This is a genomic window from Comamonas sp. (assembly GCF_036666375.1).
Taxonomy (GTDB): Bacteria; Pseudomonadota; Gammaproteobacteria; order Burkholderiales; family Burkholderiaceae_C; genus Comamonas.
This window is the reverse complement of record NZ_JAVWWA010000091.1, coordinates 1-23,465: the sequence shown is the minus strand read 5'-3', so window position 1 is coordinate 23,465 and position 23,465 is coordinate 1. Positions and strand designations below refer to the sequence as shown.

The 23,465-nt window shown below is 64.9% G+C and carries 23 protein-coding genes; 12 read left to right on the top strand and 11 right to left on the bottom strand.

Annotated elements, in window-relative coordinates:
• Together RR928_RS18935 and RR928_RS18930 are read left to right on the top strand one after the other, a co-directional pair.
• Window positions 1-141: His/Gly/Thr/Pro-type tRNA ligase C-terminal domain-containing protein (locus RR928_RS18935; RefSeq protein WP_332683748.1), on the top strand; the 141-nt coding region annotated here is incomplete at its 5' end.
• Window positions 141-812: a lytic transglycosylase domain-containing protein gene (locus RR928_RS18930; RefSeq protein WP_332539919.1), complete on the top strand. Its 672-nt coding sequence runs from the start codon at window positions 141-143 to the stop codon at window positions 810-812. The genes RR928_RS18935 and RR928_RS18930, both read left to right, overlap by 1 nt.
• Here the strand turns inward: RR928_RS18930 and RR928_RS18925 are convergent, their stop codons facing one another.
• The 5 genes from RR928_RS18925 to hemA all read right to left on the bottom strand — a co-directional run bounded on the left by RR928_RS18925 (window position 813) and on the right by hemA (window position 6,032).
• A complete protein-coding gene (locus RR928_RS18925; protein WP_332539921.1) occupies window positions 813-2,138 on the bottom strand; it encodes a hemolysin family protein in 1,326 nt (441 codons plus the stop codon).
• A gap of 173 nt (window positions 2,139-2,311) precedes the next feature.
• Window positions 2,312-2,635: a Grx4 family monothiol glutaredoxin gene (gene grxD, locus RR928_RS18920; protein ID WP_332539922.1), complete on the bottom strand. Its 324-nt coding sequence runs from the start codon at window positions 2,633-2,635 to the stop codon at window positions 2,312-2,314.
• 57 nt (window positions 2,636-2,692) lie between these two features.
• A complete protein-coding gene (gene prmC / locus RR928_RS18915; RefSeq protein ID WP_332683745.1) occupies window positions 2,693-3,532 on the bottom strand; it encodes a peptide chain release factor N(5)-glutamine methyltransferase in 840 nt (279 codons plus the stop codon).
• 2 nt (window positions 3,533-3,534) lie between these two features.
• The gene (gene prfA, locus RR928_RS18910) at window positions 3,535-4,617 is read right to left on the bottom strand and encodes a peptide chain release factor 1 (protein ID WP_332548131.1); all 1,083 of its coding nucleotides are present in this window, start codon (window positions 4,615-4,617) and stop codon (window positions 3,535-3,537) included.
• A gap of 113 nt (window positions 4,618-4,730) precedes the next feature.
• Window positions 4,731-6,032: a glutamyl-tRNA reductase gene (gene hemA / locus RR928_RS18905; RefSeq protein ID WP_332535257.1), complete on the bottom strand. Its 1,302-nt coding sequence runs from the start codon at window positions 6,030-6,032 to the stop codon at window positions 4,731-4,733.
• Window positions 6,033-6,106: 74 nt separating this feature from the next.
• On the opposite strand from hemA, the gene RR928_RS18900 reads away from it, so the two are divergent.
• Entirely contained in the window at window positions 6,107-6,385 is a 279-nt protein-coding gene (locus tag RR928_RS18900) for a hypothetical protein (RefSeq protein WP_332683742.1), read from the top strand.
• Here RR928_RS18900 and RR928_RS18895 read toward each other — a convergent pair.
• Entirely contained in the window at window positions 6,338-7,282 is a 945-nt protein-coding gene (locus tag RR928_RS18895; protein WP_332535253.1) for a LysR substrate-binding domain-containing protein, read from the bottom strand. The two genes, RR928_RS18900 and RR928_RS18895, sit on opposite strands and share 48 nt — an antisense overlap.
• A 116-nt stretch (window positions 7,283-7,398) precedes the next feature.
• On the opposite strand from RR928_RS18895, the gene RR928_RS18890 reads away from it, so the two are divergent.
• Window positions 7,399-8,382 carry a tripartite tricarboxylate transporter substrate binding protein BugE gene (locus RR928_RS18890; RefSeq protein ID WP_332535251.1) on the top strand — a complete coding sequence of 328 codons (984 nt, stop codon included), beginning with the start codon at window positions 7,399-7,401 and terminating at the stop codon, window positions 8,380-8,382.
• Window positions 8,382-9,281, top strand: a complete 900-nt coding sequence (locus RR928_RS18885; protein WP_332535250.1) for an N-formylglutamate amidohydrolase — start codon at window positions 8,382-8,384, stop codon at window positions 9,279-9,281. Before RR928_RS18890 ends, RR928_RS18885 begins: the two co-directional genes overlap by 1 nt.
• Before the next feature lie 59 nt (window positions 9,282-9,340).
• Here the strand turns inward: RR928_RS18885 and ugpQ are convergent, their stop codons facing one another.
• From ugpQ to ugpB, 5 genes are all read right to left on the bottom strand, one after another.
• Complete coding sequence (gene ugpQ / locus RR928_RS18880; RefSeq protein ID WP_332535248.1) at window positions 9,341-10,096, bottom strand: glycerophosphodiester phosphodiesterase; 756 nt, start codon at window positions 10,094-10,096, stop codon at window positions 9,341-9,343.
• Between the two features lie 68 nt (window positions 10,097-10,164).
• Window positions 10,165-11,175, bottom strand: a complete 1,011-nt coding sequence (gene ugpC, locus RR928_RS18875; RefSeq protein ID WP_332535246.1) for a sn-glycerol-3-phosphate ABC transporter ATP-binding protein UgpC — start codon at window positions 11,173-11,175, stop codon at window positions 10,165-10,167.
• Window positions 11,176-11,225: 50 nt separating this feature from the next.
• Window positions 11,226-12,074, bottom strand: a complete 849-nt coding sequence (ugpE, locus tag RR928_RS18870) for a sn-glycerol-3-phosphate ABC transporter permease UgpE (RefSeq protein ID WP_332683739.1) — start codon at window positions 12,072-12,074, stop codon at window positions 11,226-11,228.
• A gap of 45 nt (window positions 12,075-12,119) precedes the next feature.
• Complete coding sequence (gene ugpA / locus RR928_RS18865; RefSeq protein WP_332535242.1) at window positions 12,120-13,001, bottom strand: sn-glycerol-3-phosphate ABC transporter permease UgpA; 882 nt, start codon at window positions 12,999-13,001, stop codon at window positions 12,120-12,122.
• Window positions 13,002-13,219: 218 nt separating this feature from the next.
• On the bottom strand, window positions 13,220-14,527 hold the full coding sequence (gene ugpB, locus RR928_RS18860) for a sn-glycerol-3-phosphate ABC transporter substrate-binding protein UgpB (protein ID WP_332535240.1): 1,308 nt from the start codon (window positions 14,525-14,527) through the stop codon (window positions 13,220-13,222).
• A gap of 405 nt (window positions 14,528-14,932) precedes the next feature.
• Between ugpB and RR928_RS18855 the strand changes: the two genes are divergently transcribed.
• The 7 genes from RR928_RS18855 to RR928_RS18825 form a co-directional block, all read left to right on the top strand.
• Window positions 14,933-18,844 carry an FAD/FMN-binding oxidoreductase gene (locus tag RR928_RS18855; RefSeq protein WP_332683736.1) on the top strand — a complete coding sequence of 1,304 codons (3,912 nt, stop codon included), beginning with the start codon at window positions 14,933-14,935 and terminating at the stop codon, window positions 18,842-18,844.
• Window positions 18,841-19,290, top strand: a complete 450-nt coding sequence (locus RR928_RS18850) for an HIT family protein (RefSeq protein ID WP_332535237.1) — start codon at window positions 18,841-18,843, stop codon at window positions 19,288-19,290. Before RR928_RS18855 ends, RR928_RS18850 begins: the two co-directional genes overlap by 4 nt.
• A gap of 22 nt (window positions 19,291-19,312) precedes the next feature.
• Window positions 19,313-19,729, top strand: coding sequence for a gamma-butyrobetaine hydroxylase-like domain-containing protein (locus RR928_RS18845; RefSeq protein WP_184274475.1), 417 nt, complete (start codon window positions 19,313-19,315; stop codon window positions 19,727-19,729).
• Between the two features lie 376 nt (window positions 19,730-20,105).
• The gene (ubiE, locus tag RR928_RS18840; protein ID WP_332535235.1) at window positions 20,106-20,837 is read left to right on the top strand and encodes a bifunctional demethylmenaquinone methyltransferase/2-methoxy-6-polyprenyl-1,4-benzoquinol methylase UbiE; all 732 of its coding nucleotides are present in this window, start codon (window positions 20,106-20,108) and stop codon (window positions 20,835-20,837) included.
• A 99-nt stretch (window positions 20,838-20,936) separates the two neighbouring features.
• Complete coding sequence (locus tag RR928_RS18835) at window positions 20,937-21,950, top strand: Tim44 domain-containing protein (RefSeq protein WP_332535233.1); 1,014 nt, start codon at window positions 20,937-20,939, stop codon at window positions 21,948-21,950.
• An 86-nt stretch (window positions 21,951-22,036) separates the two neighbouring features.
• Window positions 22,037-22,621 carry a ubiquinone biosynthesis accessory factor UbiJ gene (locus tag RR928_RS18830; RefSeq protein ID WP_332535231.1) on the top strand — a complete coding sequence of 195 codons (585 nt, stop codon included), beginning with the start codon at window positions 22,037-22,039 and terminating at the stop codon, window positions 22,619-22,621.
• On the top strand, window positions 22,618-23,465 hold an 848-nt coding region (locus RR928_RS18825; protein ID WP_332683731.1), incomplete at its 3' end, for an AarF/UbiB family protein. The genes RR928_RS18830 and RR928_RS18825, both read left to right, overlap by 4 nt.

The window sequence follows — 23,465 nt, the reverse complement described above, 5'->3', positions numbered from 1 at the left end:
GGCGTGCCGCACCGCGTGGTGATTTCCGACCGCGGCCTGAAAGAAGGCACGGTCGAATACCAGCACCGCCGCGAGACCGAAGCCAGCAAGGTCGCGCAGGACGGCATTCTCGACCACCTCAAGGCGCGACTGGGCCTGTGATGTCCCCAGGCCGCGCCGCCGCACCCCTGCCGCGGTCCGCGGCCGCGGGGCTGCGCCGGCGCAGCCTGCTGACCGCGCTGCCGGCCTCGCTGCTGGCGGTGGCCCTGCCTGCGCATGCGGGCGGGCAGCTCGAAGAACCTCTGGCCGACTCGGTGCGCACCGCGCTGCGCGCGGCCGTGGCCAGCGCCGGCCCGCCCGAGCTGGCGTTTGCCTCGACCGAAGCCAAGCTGTCGTACCTGCGCTGGCTGGCTGCGATGAGCGACCGGCTCTACAGACGCAAGGCCGATGCCGAAGTGCGGCGCGAGTTCCTGCAGACCGTCTGGTACGAGGCGCGGCGCGCGGGCCTGGATGTGAGCCTGGTGCTGGGTCTGATCGAAGTCGAAAGCGCGTTCCGCAAGTTCGCGATCTCCAGCGTGGGCGCGCGCGGCTATATGCAGATCATGCCGTTCTGGATGCGCGTGATCGGCGATGGCGACGCGGGCAAGCTGTTCCATATGCAGACCAATCTGCGCTTCGGCTGCGTGATCCTGCGCCATTATCTGGACCGGGAACGCGGCGACATGTTCATGGCGCTGGGCCGCTACAACGGCAGCCGCGGCAAGCCGCCTTATCCGAATGCGGTGTTCGCGGCGCAGCGCAAGTGGCTGTTCGACCCCGAAGCCAGGGCCTGATCAGGCGGGCGTGGCCGCAGCGGCCGGCGCCGATGTCTCCGTGTCGAGCCTGGACACCATCACCTGGTCGATGCGGTAGCTGTCTACGTCCAGCACTTCGAACTTGTAGCCGCCCCAGTTGACGCTGTCGGTGCGGCGCGGCACGCGCCGCAGCATGACCATCAGGAAGCCGCCCAGCGTCTCGTATTCGTCATCATGCGGCAGCGAGTCGAGCGACAGCGCGCGCAGCACGTCCTCGATGGGCGTCACGCCGTCGATCAGCCAGGAGTTGGCATCGCGGCGCACGATCTGCTCCTCGTCGTCCATGTCGACCATGTCGCCCATCACCGTGCTCATCACGTCGTTGAGCGTGACCACGCCGACCACCAGGCTGTATTCGTTGAGAATGATCGCGAAGTCTTCATGCACCTGGCGGAACTGGTCGAGCACTTCGGTCAGCGTGAGTCGGTCGGGAACGACCAGCGCCTTGTGCACCAGCGTGTCGTCGCGCAGCGAGATCGGCTGGTTGGTCAGCGCGCGCTGGAACAGGTCCTTGGCATCGACATAGCCGATCACATGGTCGATGTCGCCTTCGCAGACCGGGTAGGTGGAGAACGGCTCGGCCGCAATGCGCAGGCGCACCACCTCCTCGGAGTCGTCGCGCAGGAAATAGGCAATGCGGTCGCGCTGCGTCATGGCCGAGGACACGGTGCGCGATTCGAGCTCGAACACATTGGCGATCATCTGCTGCTCGCGCTGGCCCATCATGCCGGTGCGCGCGCCGGCTTCGGTCATCGCCAGGATGTCGTCGGAGGTGATGCGCTCGTCGCGCTGCGTGGGCAGGTCGAGCACCTTGAAGAAGCCGTCGGCGGTGCGGCTGTAGAGCCAGACGATGGGCTTGAACAGCGTCATGAAGGTCTGCATGGGGCCGACCACACGCAGCGCCACGGCTTCCGACTCGGCCATGCTCAGGCGCTTGGGAATCAGGTCGGCAAAGACGATGAACAGCGACGTGATGATGAAGAACGAGGCCAGAAAACCCAGCGTGGCGGCCGTGCTGGCCGCAAACCAGAGCTCGAACACGCGCGTGAAATACGGGCTGAAAGCGCCTTCGCCGACGATACCGCCGAGGATGGCGATCGCGTTCTGTCCAATCTGCACCACCGTGAAATAGTTGCCCGGCTGCTCCTGCGTGCGCAGCACGGCGTCGGCGCGCGCATCGCCTTCATCGGCCAGCAGCCGCAGCCGCAGGCGCCGTGAAGCGGCCAGCGAGATTTCGGCCATGGAGAAAAATGCACTGACGGCAATCAGCACGGCAACGGTGATCAGACTTTGGGACAGACTCATAGGCAAAAGAACGAAACGCCGCGAAAAAGACCTCGCAGCAGGGCCATGGAAGGCATTTCATCATAAAAGATGCCAATTCCTCGAAGTGCCGGGACTGCGGCGCGCCGTGGCGCCACGCTCCTGCGGCGGCAAAAAAGCCGCCCTGAGGCGGCTTGATTGGCGTGGGTGCAGGCTCAGGCCTTGTTGTCCAGCAGTTGCTGGAGTTCGCCGGATTCGTACATCTCCATCATGATGTCCGAGCCGCCGATGAACTCGCCCTTGACGTAGAGCTGGGGAATGGTCGGCCACTGGCTGTATTCCTTGATGCTCTGGCGGATTTCCTGGTCTTCCAGAACATTCACCGTGGCGATGGTCTTGGTGTCGACGCCGCAGGCCTTGAGGATCTGCAGCGCGCGGCCGGAAAAGCCGCACTGGGGGAAACTCGCGTTGCCCTTCATGAACAGCAGGATTTCGTTGTTCTTGACGAGGTCGTCGATGCGTTGGTGGGTAGTGCTCATGGTTGACTCCAAAAGGGGGGCGGCCGCGCATGCGGCATGGCTACACCCGTGATTATTTCACTGTCTGTTCAAATCCGTCATGCACCCGCCAGTGCAACGGGCAATGCCGGCCAGGTCGTTGCGGCTTTGCACGGTGCCAAAGCCCGCGGCGCGCAGCAATTCCTGCACCGCCAGCGCCTGGTCCCAGCCATGTTCGATCAGCAGCCAGCCGCCGGGTGCAAGATGTGCGGGCGATTGCTCGATGATCGCACGGATGTCGTCCAGGCCGTCGGCGCCGCTGGCCAGCGCACTCAAAGGCTCGTGGGTCAGCGCCGCGAGGTGCGGGTCGTCGGCGCAAATATAGGGCGGGTTGGTGACGATGGCATCGAACTGCTGATCGGGCGCCAGCGCCCGCAGCCATGAGCCCTGGGCGAACTGCAGGCCCAGCCCCAGGCGGCGCGCGTTGCCCTGCGCCACGGCCAGCGCCTCGGCGCTCGCATCCACGGCCCAGACGCTGGCGTCGGGGCGCTGCTGCTGCAGCGCCAGCGCGATCGCGCCGCTGCCCGTTCCCAGGTCGACGACGCGCGGCGCATTCCAGTCGGCCAGCACTTCGAACGCCCAGTCGACCAGCGTCTCGGTGTCGGGCCGCGGGTCGAGCACGCGCGCGTCGATCTGCAGCTCCAGTCCGTAAAACTCCTTGCGGCCCGTGAGATAGGCCACGGGCTCGCCCGCGAGGCGGCGCGCCGTGAGGGCGTCGAACGTCTGCTGCTGATCGGGCGTGAGCACGTCGGTGTCGTGCGTCAGCAGCCAGGCGCGGCCGGCATTGGGCCGGCCTACGCTATGCAGCAGCAGCAGCTGCGCGTCTATGCGCGACAGACCCGCCTGCTGGGCCTGGAAGAGGGCTTGCTGCAGTGTCATGCTCAGCCGTTGACTTCGAGTTCTGCCAGCTGCTCGGCTTCGCGCGCATGCTGCAAGGCCTGCAGCACGTCGGTCATGTCGCCTTCCATGATGTACAGCAGCTTGTACAGCGTGAGGTTGATGCGGTGGTCGGTGAAGCGGCCCTGGGGAAAGTTGTAGGTGCGGATGCGGTCGGAGCGGTCGCCGCTGCCGATCAGGCCCTTGCGCTGGGCGGCTTCCTTGGCCGCGCGCTCGCTGCGCTCCTTTTCCTGGATGCGCGCCTGCAGCACCTGCAAGGCCTTGGCCTTGTTGGCGTGCTGGCTGCGGCCGTCCTGGCATTCGGCGACGATGCCCGTGGGCAGGTGGACCACGCGCACCGCGGAGTCGGTCTTGTTGATGTGCTGGCCGCCGGCGCCGCTGGCGCGGAACGTGTCTATGCGCAGATCGGACGGGTTCAGCGTGATCGCCTGGGTCTCGTCGGGCTCGGGCATCACGGCCACGGTGCAGGCGCTGGTGTGGATGCGGCCCTGGGTTTCGGTCGCCGGCACGCGCTGCACGCGGTGGCCGCCGGACTCGAAGCGCAGCTTGCCGTAGACCTGGTCGCCCGAGACATGCAGCACGATTTCCTTGTAGCCGCCGAGTTCGTTCTCGTTGGCGCTCATGACTTCGACCTTCCAGCCCACGCTGTCGCAGTAGCGCGTGTACATGCGCGCCAGATCGGCGGCAAACAGCGCCGACTCGTCGCCGCCCGTGCCGGCGCGGATTTCGAGGTAGGCGTCGCGCGCGTCGTCGGGGTCCTTGGGCAGCAGCAGGCGCTGCAGCTCGTCTTCGAGCTGGGCCAGTTCGGCCGTGGCGCTGGCGATTTCTTCCTGCGCCATGTCGGCCATCTCGGGGTCGGCCTGCATTTCCTGGGCTTCGGCCAGGTCGGCCTCGCGCTGCACGTAGCGCGCGTAGCGCCCGGCGACGGCCGTGACGTCGGCATGCTCGCGCGAAATCTTGCGGTACTGGGCCATGTCGCTCATGATGTCTTCGCGCGACAGCAGGAAGTCGAGTTCCTCGAGGCGCTGGGCGAAACGTTGCAGCTGGCTGCGGAGAAAATTTTGCATGGCAAAGAGCGGTTGTGCGCTATGCGGGGCATAGCGTAAAGGAAGGCTGGGGAGCAATGCCGGCGCGCGGCCGGTGAGACTGGCGCCTAGGCAGGCGCTTGTCCGGGTCGCAGCTAGAGCGCGTTCTTGTCGCCCTGCGAGCGCAGGAACAGCCGCGAGACGGCCTGAACGGTCTGGGCGCGCTGCTCGGCATCGCCCGAATGCAGCTCGGCCATGGTGCCGTGCAGCATCTTCTGCGTGAGGCCGCGCGACAGCGCCTCGAGCACGGCATCCATGTCTTCGCCCTTGGCCAGGCGCTTCTTGGCGCGCGCGATTTCGGCGGCGCGCCAGACATTGGTCTGCTCGTGCAGTTGCTGGATCAGCGGCACCACGCCGCCTTGCGGGCTGCGCTGGTCCATCCAGTGCAGAAAGCTCTGCACGCCGGTGTCGATGATGGCTTCGGCCTGGGCCACGGCCGCCTGGCGGTGGGCCTGGGCGGTCTGCACCACATGCGCGAGGTCGTCGACGGTATAGAGGTAGACGTCGCGCAGCGCCTTGACTTCGGGTTCGATGTCGCGCGGCACGGCCAGATCCACCATGAACATGGGGCGGTGCTTGCGCTTTTTCAACGCGCTCTCTACCGCGCCCAGGCCGATGATGGGCAGGCTCGACGCGGTGCAGCTGATCACCGCATCGTATTCATGCAGGTGGTCGGGCAGCTCGGACAGGCGCATCACGTCGGCGCCGAAGCGCGCGGCCAGCTTCTCGCCGCGCTCCATGGTGCGGTTGGCGATCGTGATGTGCTGCGGGTTCTTGGCGGCGAAGTGCGTGGTTGCGAGCTCAATCATCTCGCCCGCGCCGACAAACAGGATGCGGATCTTGCCCAGGTCTTCGAACAGCTGGCCGGCCAGGCGCACGGCCGCGGCGGCCATGCTGATGCTGTGCTCGCCGATCTCGGTCGAGCTGCGCACTTCCTTGGCGACGGCAAAGCTGCGCTGGAACAGCTGGTTGAGCGTGGTGCCCAGCGCACCCGCGGTCTCGGCGGCGCGCACGGCGTTCTTCATCTGGCCCAGGATCTGGGCTTCGCCCAGCACCATGGAGTCGAGGCCGCTGGCGACGCGGAAGGCGTGGCGTGCGGCAAAGCCTTCTTCGAGCTGATAGGAGTGCGAGCGCAGCACCTCGGGGCTCACGCCGCCGCTGCGCGCGAGCCAGTCAAGCGTATGGGCGATGGCAGGAGTGTTGGCCGCGCAGTAGATTTCGGTGCGGTTGCAGGTCGACAGGATGGCGGTTTCGACGCCGTCGTGGCGGCCGCTGCTTGCCAAAGATTGGCGCAGGCCTTGCAGCGTCGGTGCGATCTGGTCGAGCGCAAACGCAAAACGACCCCGCAAATCAAGCGGAGCCGTGTGGTGGTTGATGCCTAAAGCCCAGACTGCCATAGACGGTCATTATAAAATTTATGCGCCGACTTGGCATCCTCTGCTTACATAAGCCTTGATTTAGGTCATATGCCATGGGTTTTCCCGCCGCGCTCGCGCATCTGCTGAACTTTGTCGCCCCGGCCCTGGCGTTGGCGCTAGGCCTTGCCGTGGCCGGCCGCTGCATGGTGTCTAAAGCGAACCATATCACTGGCTGGTGGGCTCAGGTAGCTATCAATTTCGCCGTCGGTTGCGGCGTTCTGCTGGCCGGATTGGTGCTGTTCGAACACGATGGCAGGTTGACCACCTATGCGGCACTGGTGCTGTCATGTGCCTGCTGCCAGTGGGTTCTCTCGGGTGCCTGGCGGCGCTGATCCGCTGGCCGACGCGGCCTGCTGCAGCAGCCATTCGCGGAAATCGAGCAGCGCGGGCGTGGGCGTGCGCCCCGCGGGCCGGCACAGGAAGTAGCCGCGCTCGATCTGCACGGCCTGGTCCATGGCGATGACGATGCGGCCCGCGGCCAGGTCGTCGTCGATCAGGCAGCGCTGCACCACGGCCACGCCCATGCCGGCAATCACCGCCTGGACCAGCATGGACACCAGCTCGAAGTCGGCGGCCGGCGCGGGCACTTCGCCGCTGCCACCGACATGTGCCCACCACTGGGCCCAGTTGCGCTGGTAATTGGTATGCGCGAGCAGCGGGCGGCGCAGCAGGTCGGCGGGTTGGCGTATGGCCTGCGGGCCCTGCAGGTCCTGCGGCCGGCAGATCGGCACCAGCTCGCGACCGACGATGTAGTCGGCCACGATATGCGCGGGCCAGGGGTCCTGGCCTATGCGCAGCCAGCCGTCGATCTCGGGCGCGCTGACCGGGTCGTCGCGCCGGTAGGGCGCAAACGACAGCATCACGCCGGGAAAGCGCGCGTTGAAGTCGGGCAGGCGCGGAATCAGCCAGTGGCTGAACAGCGTGGGCGTGACCGACAGCCGCAGCTGCGCGCCTGCGTGCGGGCGGCGCAACTGGGCGGATGCCGACTCTATGGCCAGGATCGCCGGACCTACCGCGTCCAGATAGGCGCGGCCCGCGCTGGTCAGCACGCTGCGCCGGCCATGGCGCTCGAACAGCGCCAGGCCCAAATGGTCCTCGAGACGGGCGATCGCGCGGCTGATCGCGCCTTGCGTGACATGCAGGTCATCGGCCGCGAGCGAGAAGTTGCCCAGACGCGCCGCGGTCGCGAAAGCGTGCAATTCAGAAAGGGAGGGGGAGTGCATGCGCATGGCGCGGGCAATTATGACGGTTGGTAATAGTTGCGTGCCATTTTGTCTCTTTTCGCCGGGGCACGGTCTGTCCAGAATGACCGCTTCGAACCACATCCCCCGAGAGGATCTCCCCCATGGCACTGCGTCGTACCCTGTTGTCCAGCCTTGCAGCCTGCGCTGCCACGGCCCTGCTGGCGCCCCTGGCCCATGCCCAGGCCGATTACCCCAACCGTCCGCTGCGCCTGATCGTGCCGTTCGGTGCCGGTGGTTCGACCGACATGGTCGCGCGCCTGCTGGCCGACAAGATGGGCCAGGTGCTGGGCAAGGCCGTGGTGGTCGAGAACCGCGGCGGCGCGGGCGGCTCCATTGGCGCCGATGCGATCGCCAAGGCCGCGCCCGACGGCTACACCATAGGCATGGCAACGGTGTCCACGCATGGCGCCAACCCGGCCATCATGGCCAAGTTGCCCTACGACGCCGTCAAGGACTTCGCGCCCATCACCAATGTGATGTCCGTGCCCAGCGTGTTCGTGATCCACAACAGCGTGCCGGCCAAGACCATGCAGGAATTCATCGCGCTGGCCAAGGCCCATCCCGGCAAGTACACCTTTGCCTCGCCCGGCAACGGCTCGCTGGGCCATGCGAACATCGAGAACTTCATGAACCTGGCAGGCATAGACATGCTGCACATCCCCTACAAGGGAGCAGGCCAGGCGATCAATGACGCGCTGGCCGGCCAGGTCACGGCCATGACCGACAACCTGCCCTCGACGCTGCCGCACATCAAGTCGGGCAAGCTGCGCCCGCTGGCCGTGCTCGCGCTCAAGCGCAGCGACGTGCTGCCCGATGTGCCGACCTACTCCGAGCTGGGCTTCCCCGGCATGGGCGATGGCGGCTGGTTCGGCCTGGTCGCGCCCGCGGGCACACCCCCCGCCATCATTGCCAAGCTCAATGCCGCGGCGCACAAGGTCATGGCCATGCCCGACTACCTCGAGAAGCAAAAAGGCATTTCGGGCGAATCCATGGGCAATACGCCGGCCCAGTTCAGCAAGCAGATCACCGCCGCCATCGACCGCTATACAGCCGTTGCCAAGCGCGCCAACATCAAGCTCGATTGATGCCTTTGCCTGATTTCCTGCAGCCCCGCCCGGATACTCCGGTCGAGGTGTTCGCGCCGACCGTGGCCGCACTGCCGCTGGTCTGCGACTCGCCGCACAGCGGCACGGCCTACCCGGCGGACTTCGGTCACTGTGTCGACATGGCGCTGCTGCGCCGCGGCGAGGACACCGATGTGCACAAACTGTGGCAGCGCTGGCCCGCGCATGGCGCGACGCTGCTCGCGGCGACATTTCCGCGCACCTACATCGATGTCAACCGCTCGGCCGACGACATCGATCCGGCGCAGCTGGCCACAGACTGGCCGTCGCCGCTGGCCCCCGGCGTGAAGACGCGCCAGGGGCTGGGACTGATCTGGCAGCGCATCGTGCGCGACGGTCAGCCCACGCCGCTGTACGACCGCAAGCTCAGCGTGGCCGAAGTGCAGTCGCGGCTGGCGCACTACTGGCAGCCCTACCATGCGGCGCTGCAGCAGGCGATAGACGACAGCGTCGCGCGTTTCGGCGGCGTCTGGCATCTGAACCTGCACTCCATGCCCAACGACGTCTATCGCCGCCTGGGTCGCACCGACGCCACGCTGGCCGACTTCGTGCTCGGCGACCGCGACGGCACGACCTGCGCGCCGGAGTTCATCCGCCTGGTCGGCGAGCTGCTGCAGTCCGGCGGCTACAGCGTGGCCTACAACGAGCCCTACAAGGGCGTGGAGCTGATAGGCCGCATAGGCCAGCCCCAGCTGCAGCGCCACAGCCTGCAGATCGAGATCCGCCGCCCCATCTACATGGACGAGGACACGCGTGCGCCCAATGCCGGCTTTGCACCGCTGCAGGCGCATCTGGACAAGGTGATGCAGGGCGTGGCCGACTATGTGCGCACCCAATTGCCTTTGGGCATCGCGGCCTGACTTTCAGGTAATCAAAAAAAACCCGGCCTGGCCGGGTTTTTTCTTGGTGGGTGCCAGGTTCAAGCAGCGGGGCTGAACAGGTCCACGCGATCGCTGATGATGCCGTCGGTGCCCAGGTCGAGCAGGCGCTGCACGGCCCACTCGTCGTTGACGGTGTAGCTGATGCAGCGCATGCCCAGGCCGTGGACCTGGGCGACACGCGCAGCATCCCACAGCGCGTGGTTGAAGACCATGGCCACGCAGCCCAGGTCTTGCGCGATCTGGAAATCGGCGCCGTCTGCGGCAAGCTTGTCGACCAGCAGGCCGCGCGGAATATGCGGCGCGGCCAGCTTGGCGGCCTGCAAGGCTTCGGGCTTGAAGGACGTGAAGAACGGCTGCACGGCATCCGCCGGCCAGATGCGGTTCATCAGCTCGGCGACCACGCGGCCGGTCTCGGCTTCCTGGCCGGGCGTGGGCTTGATTTCCACGTTCAGGAAGAAATGGTTGGCCAGGCACCAGCGCGCCAGCGCCTCGAGCGTGGGCAGGGCTTCACCCGCGTAGGCGCGCGAATGCCAGCTGCCGGCGTCGAGCTGGGCAATCTCGCCCAGCGTCAGGTCGCTGCCGGTGCCGCGGCCGTTGGTCGTGCGCTCCAGCGTCGCGTCGTGCAGCAGGAACGGCACGCCGTCGCTGCTGAGCTTGGCGTCGCATTCGAACATGCGCCAGCCATGGGCCGCGCCCAGGCGGAAGGCGCTCATGGTGTTCTCGGGCGCGAGCTTTCCTGCGCCGCGGTGGGCGATCCAGCGGGGATAGGGCCAGGAGGTCGAGGGGGCGGTCATCGCAAATCCATTAAATAGTGATGGGGAACGTAAAAAGAGAGCCGCTAGGGCTCTCTTCTGGGCAGCACTTAGATGCGCTTGCCGGTTTCGGCATTGAACCAATGCAGTCGGCGCTCCTCGCGCGGCTGGATGCGGATGGTGTCGCCGGCCTTGGGGAAGATATGGGCTTCCTCGATGCGCACGGTGACCATCTCGCCGCCCACGGTGCCGTAGACCAGGCGCTCGGCGCCCAGCAGTTCGACGGTGATGACGTCCATGGCCCAGCCACCCGAGGCAACGATGTCGATGTGCTCGGGACGGATGCCCAGGATCTGGCCAGGCTTGCCGCCGGGCGCGTTCTTCAGCAGGTTCATTGGCGGCGAGCCGATGAAGCTGGCGACGAAGGTCGTGGCCGGGGTGTTGTAGACCTCTTCGGGCGTGCCGAACTGGTCCATCACGCCGCCGTTCATGACGATCATGCGCTGCGCCAGGGTCATGGCTTCGACCTGGTCATGGGTCACGAACAGGCTGGTGATGCCCAGTTCGTGGTGCAGCTTCTGGATCTCGATGCGGGTCTGGGCGCGCAGCTTGGCGTCGAGGTTGGACAGCGGCTCGTCAAACAGGAAGACCTTGGGCTGGCGCACGATGGCGCGGCCCATGGCCACGCGCTGGCGCTGACCGCCCGAGAGCTGGCGCGGCTTGCGGTCCAGCAGGTGGCCCAGCTCGAGGATCTTGGCGGCCTTGTCGACGCGCTGCTTGATCTCGTCGACGGGCACCTTGGCGATCTTCAGGCCATAGGCCATGTTTTCGAAGTTCGTCATGTGCGGGTACAGCGCGTAGTTCTGGAACACCATCGCGATGTCGCGCTGGGCCGGTTCCAGGTTGTTGACCACGCGGTCGCCGATGGAGATGTCGCCGCCGGAAATTTCTTCCAGGCCGGCAATCATGCGCAGCAGCGTCGACTTGCCGCAGCCCGAGGGGCCGACGATGACGATGAATTCGCCGTCCTTGATTTCAGCGTTGACGCCGTGGATCACGGGAACTGCGGTCTTGCCGCTGCCGTAGCGCTTGACGACGTTCTTGAGGGTAATGGATGCCATGAGAGTATTCGTTCAGATCGTTCAGAGGTTCAAAAGGAGCGGTGCTGGGCTTATTTCTCGGTGTCCACCAAGCCCTTTACGAACCACTTTTGCATCAACATCACCACCGCTGCGGGAGGCAGCATGGCGACAATGGCGGTGGCCATCACGATGTTCCAATCCACGGCGGCTTCACCGCCGGCGAGCATGCGCTTGATACCGATGACCACCGGGTACATGTCTTCGCTGGTCGTCATCAGCAGCGGCCACAGGTACTGGTTCCAGCCATAGATGAACTGGATCACGAACAGTGCGGCGACCGACGTCTTGGACAGCGGCACCAGCACATCCTTGAAGAAGCGCATGGGGCCGGCGCCGTCGATGCGCGCGGCTTCGACCAGCTCGTCCGGCACCGTCAGGAAGAACTGGCGGAACAGGAAGGTGGCGGTGGCCGAGGCGATCAGCGGCAGCGTCAGGCCCGCGTAGCTGTTGAGCATGCCCAGTTCAGCCACGACCTTGTAGGTGGGCAGAATGCGCACTTCTACGGGCAGCATCAGCGTCAAGAAGATGGCCCAGAAGCACAGCATCTTGAAGGGGAAGCGGAAGTAGACGATGGCAAACGCCGACAGCAGCGAGATCGCGATCTTGCCGACGGTGATGATCATCGCGGTCATGAAGCTGACCCACATCATGTGCATGACGTTGGTGTTCGAGCCCAGCTTGCCCGAGCCGAACAGCGCGGCCTTGTAGTTCTCCCACATGTGCGCGCCGGGCAGCAGCGGCATCGGGGACTGGACGATCGCATCCGCGGTGTGCGTGGAGGCGACAAAGGCCAGGTACAGAGGGAAGGCCACGATCAGCACGCCCACGATCAATACGAGGTGGGAAAGGACGGTGATCCAGGGACGGCGGTCAACCATGGGAGGACTCCAGATTCAAAACAGGTGCGGTAGAGAGGGCGGACATCAGTACTGCACCTTCTTTTCGACGTAGCGGAACTGCACCACCGTCAGGGCCACCACGATGATCATCAGGATCACCGACTGGGCGGCGGAGCTGCCCAGATCCAGCGACTTGAAGCCGTCCTGATAGACCTTGTAGACCAGGATAGAGGTCGATTGGCCGGGGCCGCCGGCCGTCGCCGCGTCGATGATGCCGAAGGTATCGAAGAACGCGTAGACGATGTTGATCACCAGCAGGAAGAAGGTGGTCGGCGACAGCAGCGGCAGCTGGATGTTCCAGAAGCGACGCCATGGACCCGCACCGTCGATGGACGCGGCTTCGATCAGCGATTTCGGAATCGACTGCAGGCCGGCCAGGAAAAACAGGAAGTTGTACGAGATCTGCTTCCACACCGAAGCCAGAACCACCAGCGCCATGGCCTGGTTCTCGTTCATGATGTGGTTCCAGTTGTAGCCCAGTTCGCCCAGATAGTGGGCGACCACGCCCAGCGAGGGCGAGAACATGAACATCCACAGCACGCCGGCAATCACGGGAGCGACGGCGTAGGGGACGATGAGCAGCGTCTTGTAGAGCATGGCCGCGCGCACGATGCGGTCGGCAAAGATCGCCAGGATCAGCGAGATCGCGATACCCAGGCCCGCCACCAGCACCGAGAACAGCGCGGTGCGCATGAAGGAGTTGAGGTAGGTCGGATCGTCAAGCAGGTTGGCGAAATTCTCCAGACCCACCCATTCCGTGCTCATGCCGAAGGCATCTTCGATCTGGAACGACTGAAGCACGGCCTGGGCCGCAGGCCAGAAGAAGAACACACCAATGATCAGCAACTGGGGCAGCAACAGCACCCAGGGCAACCATGTCGAGCGGAAAAGTACGCGTTTTTCCATGGGATTCACAAACAAAAAAAACCGCCGAACCCCTTGTCTTGGGATTCGGAGGATTGGAAGGCGCCGGCCACCTTGGGTGTGAAAAGCGAATCTAAACGAACCGAGTCGAAGCGCTTAATCCAGCGAATATGCGCGTATTGTGCCTAGCTGGCAGCCGCTGTGCCAGCGTAAAACCCGCTATATCGTCAAATATAGGGGTTTAGCCTTGTATAAATTGCTTACTTCTTGTTGGCGCGTTCGAAACGCACCAGCAGTTCGTCGCCACGCTTGACGATGGAGTCCAGGGCTTCCTTGCCAGTCTTCTTGCCGCTCCACACCTGTTCGAGTTCTTCGTCCTCGATCGTACGGATCTGCACGTAGTTGCCCAGTCGGATGCCGCGCGAGTTGTCGGTGACCTTGCGGATCATCTGTTGCACGGCCACATCGGTGCCGGGGTTCTTTTGGTAGAAGCCCGACTTTTCGGTCAGGTCGTAGGCGGCCATGGTCACAGGCAGGTAGCCGGTGCGCTGGTGGCTTGCGGCCTGTACCTTGCTCTGCGACAGGAAGTCGAAGAACTTGGCCACGCCCTTGTACTCTTCGGCCTTCTTGCCGGCCATGACCCACAGCGAAGCGCCGCCGATCACGGTGTTCTGCGGTGCGCCCTTGACGTCAGGGTAGTAAGGCAGGGGAGCCAGGGCGTAGGCGAACTTGGCGTTCTTGGCCACGTCGCCGTAGAAGCCCGACGAGGTCTGGATCATCGCGCATTCACCGGAAGTGAACGAAGCCTGTGCGGAGGACGCACGGCCCTTGTAGACGAACTCGCCGGCGGCGGCGGCCTTGCCCAGGTTGTCGATGTGCTTGACGTGCAGCGGCGAGTTGGTCTTCATGCGCGCGTCCATGCCGCCCATGCCGTTGGCCTTGGTCGCGAATTCGACGTTGTGCCAGGTCGAGAAGCTCTCGAGCTGGGTCCAGCCCTGCCAGGCCAGCGTCATGGGGCAGCTGTGGCCGCTGGCCTTGAGCTTCTTGGCGGCTTCGAACACTTCGGGCCAGGTCTTGGGCGCCACGTCGGGGTTCAGGCCGGCCTTCTTGAAGGCGTCCTTGTTGTAATAGAAGATCGTGGTCGAGCTGTTGAACGGGAAGCTCAGCATCTGGCCGTTGGGCGCGGTGTAGTAACCGGCGACTGCGGGGATGTAGGCCTTGGGGTCGAAGCTCAGGCCGGCGTCGGTCATGACCTTGCCCACGGGCACGGTCGCACCCTTGGAAGCCATCATCGTGGCCGTGCCCACTTCGAACACCTGCAGGATGTGGGGAGCGTTGCCCGAACGGAAGGCGGCGATCGCGGCCGTCATGCTTTCATCGTAGACACCCTTGAAGGTGGGGACGATCTTGTATTCCTTCTGGCTTTCGTTGAACTGCTTGGCCAGGTCGTTGACCCACTCGTTGTTCACCGCGGTCATCGAATGCCACCACTGGATCTCGGTTTGGGCTTGGGCGGAGACGCAGGTGGCAGCGATGGCTGCAGCAATGGCCAATGGTTTGAAATTCATGAAAACTCCTCGAATCGAGACGAAAGAACAATCCGCCCATGCTAGGCACAGGGCGTGACAGATTTGTGTCATGGATTGTGCGCATATGCCGGGTGTCACATCAACGCGTAAACCCGCAGCCTCCCGTGGGCGGATGGGAATTCGTGGCAAAAATGTGAAAGAAGCGTAACGCGGGCGAAATCGCATTCTAGGCCACGGCCCCGGCCTCAACCGCGCGCAAACATCGGGAAAACACCGATTGCGAATGCATCGGTTCGTTTCCTTTTGGCTCGTTTTTGTTTGCTGCAAACGCCAGCAGCGCCGGGGGCCATCATCAGCGCGGATGCATCAAGTAACACTGCGCGGCTTAAAATCTAGACCCCCATGGCAAAGGGCGTGCAAGAAACGCCCAACACGGTCCACCCCATGAACTTTCCGATTGCGCAGGCCGCCTTGATGGCCAAGGCTGCCGAACCTGCCCGTCTCCGAGAAATCCCATACAACTACACCTCGTTCTCCGACAGGGAGATCGTGATCCGGTTGCTGGGCACGTCCATGTGGGACGTATTGAACCAGCTGCGCGAAGAGCGCCGCACGGGCCGCTCCGCACGCATGCTCTATGAAGTGCTCGGTGACATCTGGGTGGTGCAGCGCAACCCCTATCTGCAGGACGACCTGCTCGACAACCCGGAGCGCCGCAAGTCGCTGGTCGATGCACTGCAGCACCGCCTGGCCGAAGTCGACAAGCGCCGTGAGCCCGGCACCGACCCCGAACGCGATGTGCTCGTGGGCCAGCTGGTCGAAGCCGCGCGCGGCGCGATCGCCGAATTCAACACCACCTTCGAGGCCGCGGCCGAGCTGCGCCGCCGCGTGCAGCGCACGCTGCGCCGCCTCACGGCCAAGGACAACATCAAGTTCGACGGCCTGTCGCGCGTGAGCCATGTCACCGACGCCACCGACTGGCGCGTCGAGTATCCGTTTGTCGTGCTGACGCCCGATACCGAGGCCGAGATGGCCGGCCTGGTCAAGGGCTGTATCGACCTGGGGCTGACCATCATTCCGCGCGGCGGCGGCACGGGCTACACCGGCGGCGCGATTCCGCTGACCTGGCGCAGCGTGGTGATCAACACCGAGAAGCTCGAGGCCATGACCGAAGTCGAGATGCTGCGCATTCCGGGCCAGGCCCAGGAAGTGGGCACGATCTGGACCGAAGCCGGCGTGGTGACGCAGCGCGTGGCCGATGCGGCCGAGCGCGGCGGCTTTGTGTTCGCGGTCGATCCGACTTCCGCCGAAGCCTCGTGCATAGGCGGCAATGTCGCGATGAACGCCGGCGGCAAGAAGGCCGTGCTGTGGGGCACGGCACTCGACAACCTGGTCAGCTGGCGCATGGTCACGCCCGATGCGCAGTGGCTCGAAGTCACGCGCACCGACCACAACATGGGCAAGATCCACGACGCCGAAGTGGCGACGTTCGAGCTGCGCTATTTCGAGGCCGACGGCAAGACGCCGGTGCGCAGCGAGACGCTGGCGATTCCCGGCAAGAGCTTCCGCAAGGAAGGCCTGGGCAAGGACGTGACCGACAAGTTCCTGTCGGGCCTGCCGGGCATACAGAAAGAGGGCTGCGACGGCCTGATCACCAGCGCGCGCTGGGTCGTGCACCGCATGCCCCAGCACACGCGCACGGTCTGCATGGAGTTCTTCGGCAACGCCAAGGACGCCGTGCCCAGCATCGTCGAGATCAAGGACTTCATGTTTGCCGAGCAGAAGCGCTCGGGCGTGCTGCTGGCCGGTCTCGAGCATCTCGACGACCGCTATCTCAAGGCCGTGGGTTACGCGACCAAGAGCAAGAAGGGCAACGGCCACCTGCCCAAGATGGTGCTGCTAGGCGACATTGCCGGCGACAACGCCGACGACGTGGCGCGCGTCTCCGCGGAAGTCGTGCGCATCGCGAATTCGCGCAACGGCGAAGGCTTCACGGCCGTGAGCGCCGAGGCGCGCAAGAAGTTCTGGCTGGACCGCAAGCGCACTGCCGCGATCTCGCGCCACACCAACGCCTTCAAGATCAATGAAGACGTGGTGATTCCGCTGCCGCGCATGGCCGAGTACACCGACGGCATCGAGCGCATCAACATCGAGCTGAGCCTGCGCAACAAGCTCGCGCTGTGCGACGCGCTGCACGAGTTCTTCGCCCACGGCAGCCTGCCGCTGGGCAAGCAGGACGACGCCGGCGAGATTCCGTCGGCCGAACTGCTGGAAGACCGGGTCCAGCAGGCGCTGGAGCTGATTGACGGCGTGCGCGCCCAGTGGGCCGGCTGGCTCGCCGATGTCGAGACGCTGTTCCCCGAGCTGCAGGACCACAGCCTGCGCGCGAGCTGGAAGACCCAGATCCGCGCGCCGCTGGCGCAGATCTTCTCGGGCGGGGCGTTCAAGCCCATCCTCGACGAAGCCCAGGCCATCCACCAGAAGGTGCTCAAGGGCCGCGTCTGGGTGGCGCTGCACATGCACGCCGGCGACGGCAACGTGCACACCAACATTCCGGTCAACAGCGACAACTACGAGATGCTGCAGACCGCGCACGAGGCCGTGGCGCGCATCATGGTGCTGGCACGGCGCCTGGATGGCGTGATCTCGGGCGAGCATGGCATTGGCATCACCAAGCTCGAGTTCCTGACCGACGCGGAACTCGCGCCGTTCGCCGCCTACAAGCAGCGCGTCGACCCCGAAGGCCGCTTCAACAAGGGCAAGCTGATCCGCAACGCGCATCTGACGGCCGGCGAACTGCGGCACGACGGCCATGCGGCGCGCGAATCGCTGATGTATTCGGACCTGACCAACGCCTATACGCCGAGCTTCGGCCTGATGGGCCATGAGTCGCTGATCATGCAGCAGTCGGACATCGGCGCGATCGCCGACTCCGTCAAGGACTGCCTGCGCTGCGGCAAGTGCAAGCCGGTCTGCGCCACGCATGTGCCGCGCGCCAGCCTGCTCTACAGCCCGCGCAACAAGATTCTCGCGACCTCGCTGCTGGTCGAGGCTTTTCTCTACGAAGAGCAGACGCGGCGCGGCGTGTCGATCAAGCACTGGCAGGAATTCGAGGACGTGGCCGACCACTGCACGGTCTGCCACAAGTGCGCCAATCCCTGCCCGGTCAAGATCGACTTCGGCGACGTGACCATGAACATGCGCAACCTGCTGCGCAAGATGGGCAAGAAGAGCTTCAATCCGGGCAACAAGCTCACGATGACCTTCTTGAATGCGACCAACCCGGACACCATCAAGGTGATGCGCAAGGCCATGGTCGGTGTGGGCTTCAAGGCCCAGCGCATGGCTGTCGACCTGTTCAAGTCCGTGAGCCGCCGGCAGACCGCGCGCCCGACCTCGACCGTGGGCAAGGCGCCGATCAAGGAGCAGGTGATCCACTTCATCAACAAGAAGCTGCCCGGCAACCTGCCCAAGAAGACTGCGCGCGCGCTGCTGGACATAGAGAACAAGGACTACGTTCCCATCATCCGCAACCCGCAGTCGACCAACGCCGACACCGAGGCGGTGTTCTACTTCCCCGGCTGCGGCTCGGAGCGCCTGTTCAGCCAGGTGGGCCTGGCGACCCAGGCCATGCTGTGGCATGCGGGCGTGCAGACCGTGCTGCCGCCGGGCTATCTGTGCTGCGGCTATCCGCAGCGCGGCAGCGGCCAGTTCGATGTCGCCGACAAGATGATCACCGACAACCGCGTGCTGTTCCACCGCGTGGCCAACACGCTCAACTACCTCGACATCAAGACCGTGGTGGTGAGCTGCGGCACCTGCTACGACCAGCTCCAGGGCTATGAGTTCGACAAGATCTTCCCCGGCAGCCGCATCATCGACATCCACGAGTTCCTGCTCGAAAAAGGCATCACGCTGGGCCAGGCCGGTGGTTATCTGTACCACGACCCCTGCCATACGCCAATGAAGCTGCAGGACCCGATGAAGACCGTCAAGGGCCTGATGGGCGACCAGGTGCTCAAGAGCGAGCGCTGCTGCGGCGAGTCCGGCACGCTGGGCGTGAGCCGTCCCGACATCTCGACGCAGATCCGCTTCCGCAAGGAAGAAGAACTGCTCAAGGGCCAGGCCCAGCTCAAGGCCGCGGGCGCGCTCGATGCCCAGGACAACGTCAAGATCCTGACCAGCTGCCCGAGCTGCCTGCAGGGCCTGAGCCGTTATGGCGACGACCTGAAGAACGGCTTGCTCGAAGCCGACTACATCGTGGTCGAGATGGCCAACAAGATCCTCGGCGAGAACTGGATGCCCGAGTACGTGGAGCGCGCCAACGCCGGCGGCATCGAGCGGGTGCTGGTGTGAACGCGCAGGCTTGCCACGATCCGGCCTGCGTGCTGTGCACCACGGTGGGCGGCACGCTGGTCTGGCAGGGCGCGCGGCTGCGCGTGATCCGTGCCGACGAGCCGGGTTTTCCGGCGTTCTACCGCGTGGTCTGGACGGACCATGTGGCTGAGTTCTCCGACCTCTCGCAGCAAGAGCGGGGTCTGTGCATGGACGTGGTGGCCGCGGTCGAGCGCGTGCTGCGCGCGCAGCTGCAGCCGACCAAGATCAATCTCGCGGCACTGGGCAACATGGTCGCGCATCTGCACTGGCATGTGATCGCGCGCTTTGACTGGGACAGCCACTTTCCGGCTGCCATCTGGGCGCCGGCGCAGCGCGAACGCCGGCCCGAGCGCGAAGCCGCGCTGGCCGCGCAGCTGCCGCAGCTCGATGCCCGCCTGGTTGCAGCTTTGCAGCCCTGGTCCTGAATTTTGAAGAATAGGTGACGTCATGGCAGGCTTGAAGCCCGGAATCCCCACCCCCGAATCCCTCACGGTGCATGGCGCTTCGCGCGTGCTTGAAGTGGGTTACTCCGACGGCGCGCAGTTCCGCCTGCCTTTCGAGCTGCTGCGCGTGTATTCGCCTTCGGCCGAAGTCCAGGGCCACGGCCCGGGCCAGGAAGTGCTGCAGTACGGCAAGCGCAATGTCGAGATCGTCGCCGTCGAGCCCGTGGGCAACTACGCGATCAAGCCGATCTTCAGCGACGGCCATGAAAGCGGACTGTTCACCTGGGTCTATCTGTACGAGCTGGGCAGCCAGCAGGAACAGCTGTGGGCGCAATACCTGCAGCGGCTGGAAGCGGCGGGCGTGGACCGCGACACGCCTATGCCGGGCAAGTCGTCGGGCCACGGCTGCAGCAGCCACTGAGCAAAGCCGGCTTCTGGCCAAAGCTTGTTCACCCTTCGACGCGGCTGCCCAGGCAGGCTCGGGGCGAACGGGGACAAACCGTTCGTGGTGAGCCCGTCGAACCATGAACGTCCTGTCCTCATGACTTGTGCGTAGTCAGTCATCCTTTGACGCGGCCGCCCCGGCGTGCAGTGCGGACGGCGGGAGGGACGCAGCGCGAGGCTACGGACAATCCCTGCCTTGGCGCACCGAGGATGCTATATTAATAGTAGCTTCGGCCGCAGATTCGGCCTGCGCTGTAGACGTTTTTTCTTTTTGCTGCAGGCCTGGCAAGCCCTGCGACGCCACGGGGTTGTCGCTGTACGCCAGGCGCATGCTTGCTTAGCATTGATTGCATATGAGCACCACACATTTCGGTTTCGAGTCGGTCGATGAACAGGACAAGGCACGCCATGTGCGCGGCGTCTTCGATTCGGTCGCGTCCAAGTACGACGTCATGAACGACCTGATGTCGGGCGGTCTGCACCGCGCCTGGAAGGCCTATACCGTGATGGTGGCCAATCTGCGCGAAGGCAGCAAGGTGCTCGACATCGCGGGTGGCACGGGCGATCTGTCGCTGGCTTTCTCGAAGAAGGTCGGCGCGAGCGGCGAAGTCGTGCACACCGACATCAACGAAGCCATGCTGCGCGTGGGCCGCAGCCGGCTGATCGACAAGGGCGTGCTGCTGCCCACCCTGGTCTGCGATGCCGAGCAGCTGCCGTTTCCCGATGCGCATTTCGATGTCGTGAGCGTGGCCTTCGGCCTGCGCAACATGACGCACAAGGACGCAGCGCTGCGCGAGATGTGCCGCGTGCTCAAGCCCGGCGGCCGGCTGCTGGTGCTCGAGTTCTCGCGCGTCGCCAAGCCGCTGACCAAGGCCTATGACTGGTATTCGTTCAAGGTGCTGCCCACGCTGGGCAAGCTGGTTGCCGGCGATGACGCCAGCTACCGCTATCTCGCCGAATCGATACGCATGCATCCGAGCCAGGACGAGCTGAAGACGCTGATGAAGCAGTGCGGCTTCGGCCATGTCGACTACCACAACATGACAGGCGGCATCGTGGCGCTTCATGTGGGTATCAAGTGCTAAGTAGGATAGAGAAAAACGCAAACAACACGACAAGGCAACGCAACGACGCAGCAAGGGTTGTGTGGGCCACTTTAAAACGAACAACGGAAGGAAGATGACATGATGAAGCTCTGGTCGGTAGTACTGGTGGCAATGCTGTCGGTGGTCCACCTGGATGCCGATGCCAAGCGCATGGGCGGCGGCAAGTCCATGGGACAGCAATCGAGCAACGTGACGCAACGCAATTCCGCAGCGCCCGGCGCGCCCGGCGCTCCCGCGCAGAACGCCAGCAACGCGGCCCCGGCCAAGCCCGGCGCAGCACCTGCAGCCGCGGCTCCGAAGAAGCCCTGGGGCGCAATGCTCGGCGGCCTGGCCGCGGGCCTGGGCCTTGCATGGCTGGCGCATTCGCTGGGCCTGGGTGAAGCTTTCGCCAACATGCTGATGTTCGGCCTGCTGGCGATGGCCATCATGGTCGTCGTGGGCATGGTGCTGCGCGCGCGCAAGGCCAAGGCCGACAACGCCGCCGCAGCCCGCAGCCCGTTTGCCTTCCAGGGCGCGGGTGCCGGTGGTACAGGCGATGTGCCGATGGCACGCCAGTACAGCCCCGACAAGGTCGGCAACGATGCGTCCGCCCGTCCCTGGGAAAGCCAGTCCACGGCCTTCGAGACGGCCGCGCCCGCGGCTGCTCCTGTGGTCGGTTCGGCCACGGGCTCGCTGATCGGTTCTGCCCTGCCTTCGACCTGGAGCGTGCCGCAAGGCTTTGACGCCGAAGGTTTCCTGACTGCCGCGAAGCGCAACTTCGTGACGCTGCAGCAGGCCTGGGATCGCTCCGACATCAACAGCCTGCGCGCGATGATGACCGACGGCATGCTGGCGGAAATCCGCACGCAGCTCGCCGAACGCGAAGCCGAGCATCCCGGCGCCGTGAACCAGACCGACGTGCTGATGATCGAAGCCCAGCTGCTGGGCATCGAAGACCTGGGCGACGGCTACATGGCCAGCGTCGAGTTCTCGGGCATGATCCGCGAAGAGGCTTCGGCCAGCCCCAGCCCCTTCCGCGAAGTGTGGAACATGACCAAGCCCAAGAGCGGCAACAGCGGCTGGCTCGTCGCCGGAGTGCAGGCTTTGCAGTAATTTCCACGCGGGCGCTCGGCGGAACCCAACGCAACGTCGGTTCAAGGGTTTTGCCGGGCGCAGTAACTAGGGAATAATCGGGGACTATGGCAACACAGTCCCCTTTTTCTTTCCTGAACGGCCTCCTGGAACGCGTTGTGTCAGGCCCGCAACTTCCGTCCTGGCTGGTGCACGAAGTGCAGCAGCGCACGGTGCTGTTCCTCAATCATGTGCTGATGCAGGAGAAGGCGGCGATGGAGCGTCTGGTGCGGCAAAAAGGCCGCGTCGCGCGCGTCCAGTGGCGCTCGTTTGCGATGGCGCTGGTCATCACGCCCGCAGGCCTGCTTGATCTTGCCGAAGCCGATGCCGTGCCCGATCTGCAGCTCGAAGTCACCGACACCTCGCCGCTGGCGCTGGCCCAGGCCGCGCTGCGCGGCGACAAGCCCGCGATCCGCATCGAAGGCGATGTGCAGCTGGCCGCCGACATCAACTGGCTGGTCGACAACGTGCAGTGGGACATCGAGGAAGACCTGGCGCGCGTGATCGGCGATGCGCCCGCGCACACCGTGTCGCAGGTGGCGCGCAAGGCCGCACAGACATTGCGCCAGTTCGTCGGCGCGCGCACCCGCGGCGCGGCGGCCCAGACAGGCGAGACACTTCCAGGCGAATTCGGCGGCCGGAATCAGCCATGAGCCGCTTGCTGCGTGGGGTGACCATCCTGTGGGTGGTGTTCCGGTACGGACTCGATGAACTGGTGCTGTCCGGCTTCAAACATCCGTCGCTGCGCCTGCTGAGCCGGGTGCTGACATTCGGCCGGCGCTTCCACACGCCGCGCGGCGTGCGCCTGCGCCAGGCGCTGGAGCAGCTCGGGCCCATTTTCGTCAAGTTCGGCCAGGTGCTGTCGACGCGCAGCGACCTGCTGCCGCCCGACGTGGCGCTGGAGCTCGCCAAGCTGCAGGACCGCGTGCCGCCATTCCCGGCAGAGATTGCCGTCGCCACCATCGAACGCTCGTTCCAGCGGCCGCTGGCCGACATCTTTGTGAGCTTCGAGCAGCAGCCCGTGGCCAGCGCGTCGATTGCCCAGGTGCATTTCGCCGTGCTGCGCGACCGCAACGGCGTGGAGCACGAAGTTGCCGTCAAGGTGCTGCGCCCCGGCATGCTGGCCGTGATCGACAAGGATCTGCAGCTGATGCACATGATGGCGCGCTGGGTCGAACGCCTGTCTGCCGACGCCAAGCGCCTCAAGCCGCGCCAGGTGATCGCCGAGTTCGACAACTACCTGCACGACGAACTCGACCTGATACGCGAAGCCGCCAATGCCGCGCAATTGCGCCGCAACATGGAAGGCCTGGACCTGGTGCTGATTCCCGAGATCCACTGGGACTTCTGCCATCCGCAGGTCATGGTCATGGAGCGCATGAAGGGCGTGCCCATCAGCCAGGTCGAGCGCCTGCGCGAAGCCGGCGTCGACATTCCGCAGCTGGCGCGCGACGGCGTGACGCTGTTCTTCACCCAGGTGTTCCGCGACGGCTTCTT

Coding starts and splice junctions, on each gene's coding strand:
- RR928_RS18930 (WP_332539919.1), top strand. CDS start 141: ATGTCCCCAGGCCGCGCCGCCGCACCCCTGCCGCGGTCCGCGGCCGCG.
- RR928_RS18925 (WP_332539921.1), bottom strand. CDS start 2,138: ATGAGTCTGTCCCAAAGTCTGATCACCGTTGCCGTGCTGATTGCCGTC.
- grxD (WP_332539922.1), bottom strand. CDS start 2,635: ATGAGCACTACCCACCAACGCATCGACGACCTCGTCAAGAACAACGAA.
- prmC (WP_332683745.1), bottom strand. CDS start 3,532: ATGACACTGCAGCAAGCCCTCTTCCAGGCCCAGCAGGCGGGTCTGTCG.
- prfA (WP_332548131.1), bottom strand. CDS start 4,617: ATGCAAAATTTTCTCCGCAGCCAGCTGCAACGTTTCGCCCAGCGCCTC.
- hemA (WP_332535257.1), bottom strand. CDS start 6,032: ATGGCAGTCTGGGCTTTAGGCATCAACCACCACACGGCTCCGCTTGAT.
- RR928_RS18900 (WP_332683742.1), top strand. CDS start 6,107: ATGGGTTTTCCCGCCGCGCTCGCGCATCTGCTGAACTTTGTCGCCCCG.
- RR928_RS18895 (WP_332535253.1), bottom strand. CDS start 7,282: ATGCGCATGCACTCCCCCTCCCTTTCTGAATTGCACGCTTTCGCGACC.
- RR928_RS18890 (WP_332535251.1), top strand. CDS start 7,399: ATGGCACTGCGTCGTACCCTGTTGTCCAGCCTTGCAGCCTGCGCTGCC.
- RR928_RS18885 (WP_332535250.1), top strand. CDS start 8,382: ATGCCTTTGCCTGATTTCCTGCAGCCCCGCCCGGATACTCCGGTCGAG.
- ugpQ (WP_332535248.1), bottom strand. CDS start 10,096: ATGACCGCCCCCTCGACCTCCTGGCCCTATCCCCGCTGGATCGCCCAC.
- ugpC (WP_332535246.1), bottom strand. CDS start 11,175: ATGGCATCCATTACCCTCAAGAACGTCGTCAAGCGCTACGGCAGCGGC.
- ugpE (WP_332683739.1), bottom strand. CDS start 12,074: ATGGTTGACCGCCGTCCCTGGATCACCGTCCTTTCCCACCTCGTATTG.
- ugpA (WP_332535242.1), bottom strand. CDS start 13,001: ATGGAAAAACGCGTACTTTTCCGCTCGACATGGTTGCCCTGGGTGCTG.
- ugpB (WP_332535240.1), bottom strand. CDS start 14,527: ATGAATTTCAAACCATTGGCCATTGCTGCAGCCATCGCTGCCACCTGC.
- RR928_RS18855 (WP_332683736.1), top strand. CDS start 14,933: ATGAACTTTCCGATTGCGCAGGCCGCCTTGATGGCCAAGGCTGCCGAA.
- RR928_RS18845 (WP_184274475.1), top strand. CDS start 19,313: ATGGCAGGCTTGAAGCCCGGAATCCCCACCCCCGAATCCCTCACGGTG.
- ubiE (WP_332535235.1), top strand. CDS start 20,106: ATGAGCACCACACATTTCGGTTTCGAGTCGGTCGATGAACAGGACAAG.
- RR928_RS18835 (WP_332535233.1), top strand. CDS start 20,937: ATGATGAAGCTCTGGTCGGTAGTACTGGTGGCAATGCTGTCGGTGGTC.
- RR928_RS18830 (WP_332535231.1), top strand. CDS start 22,037: ATGGCAACACAGTCCCCTTTTTCTTTCCTGAACGGCCTCCTGGAACGC.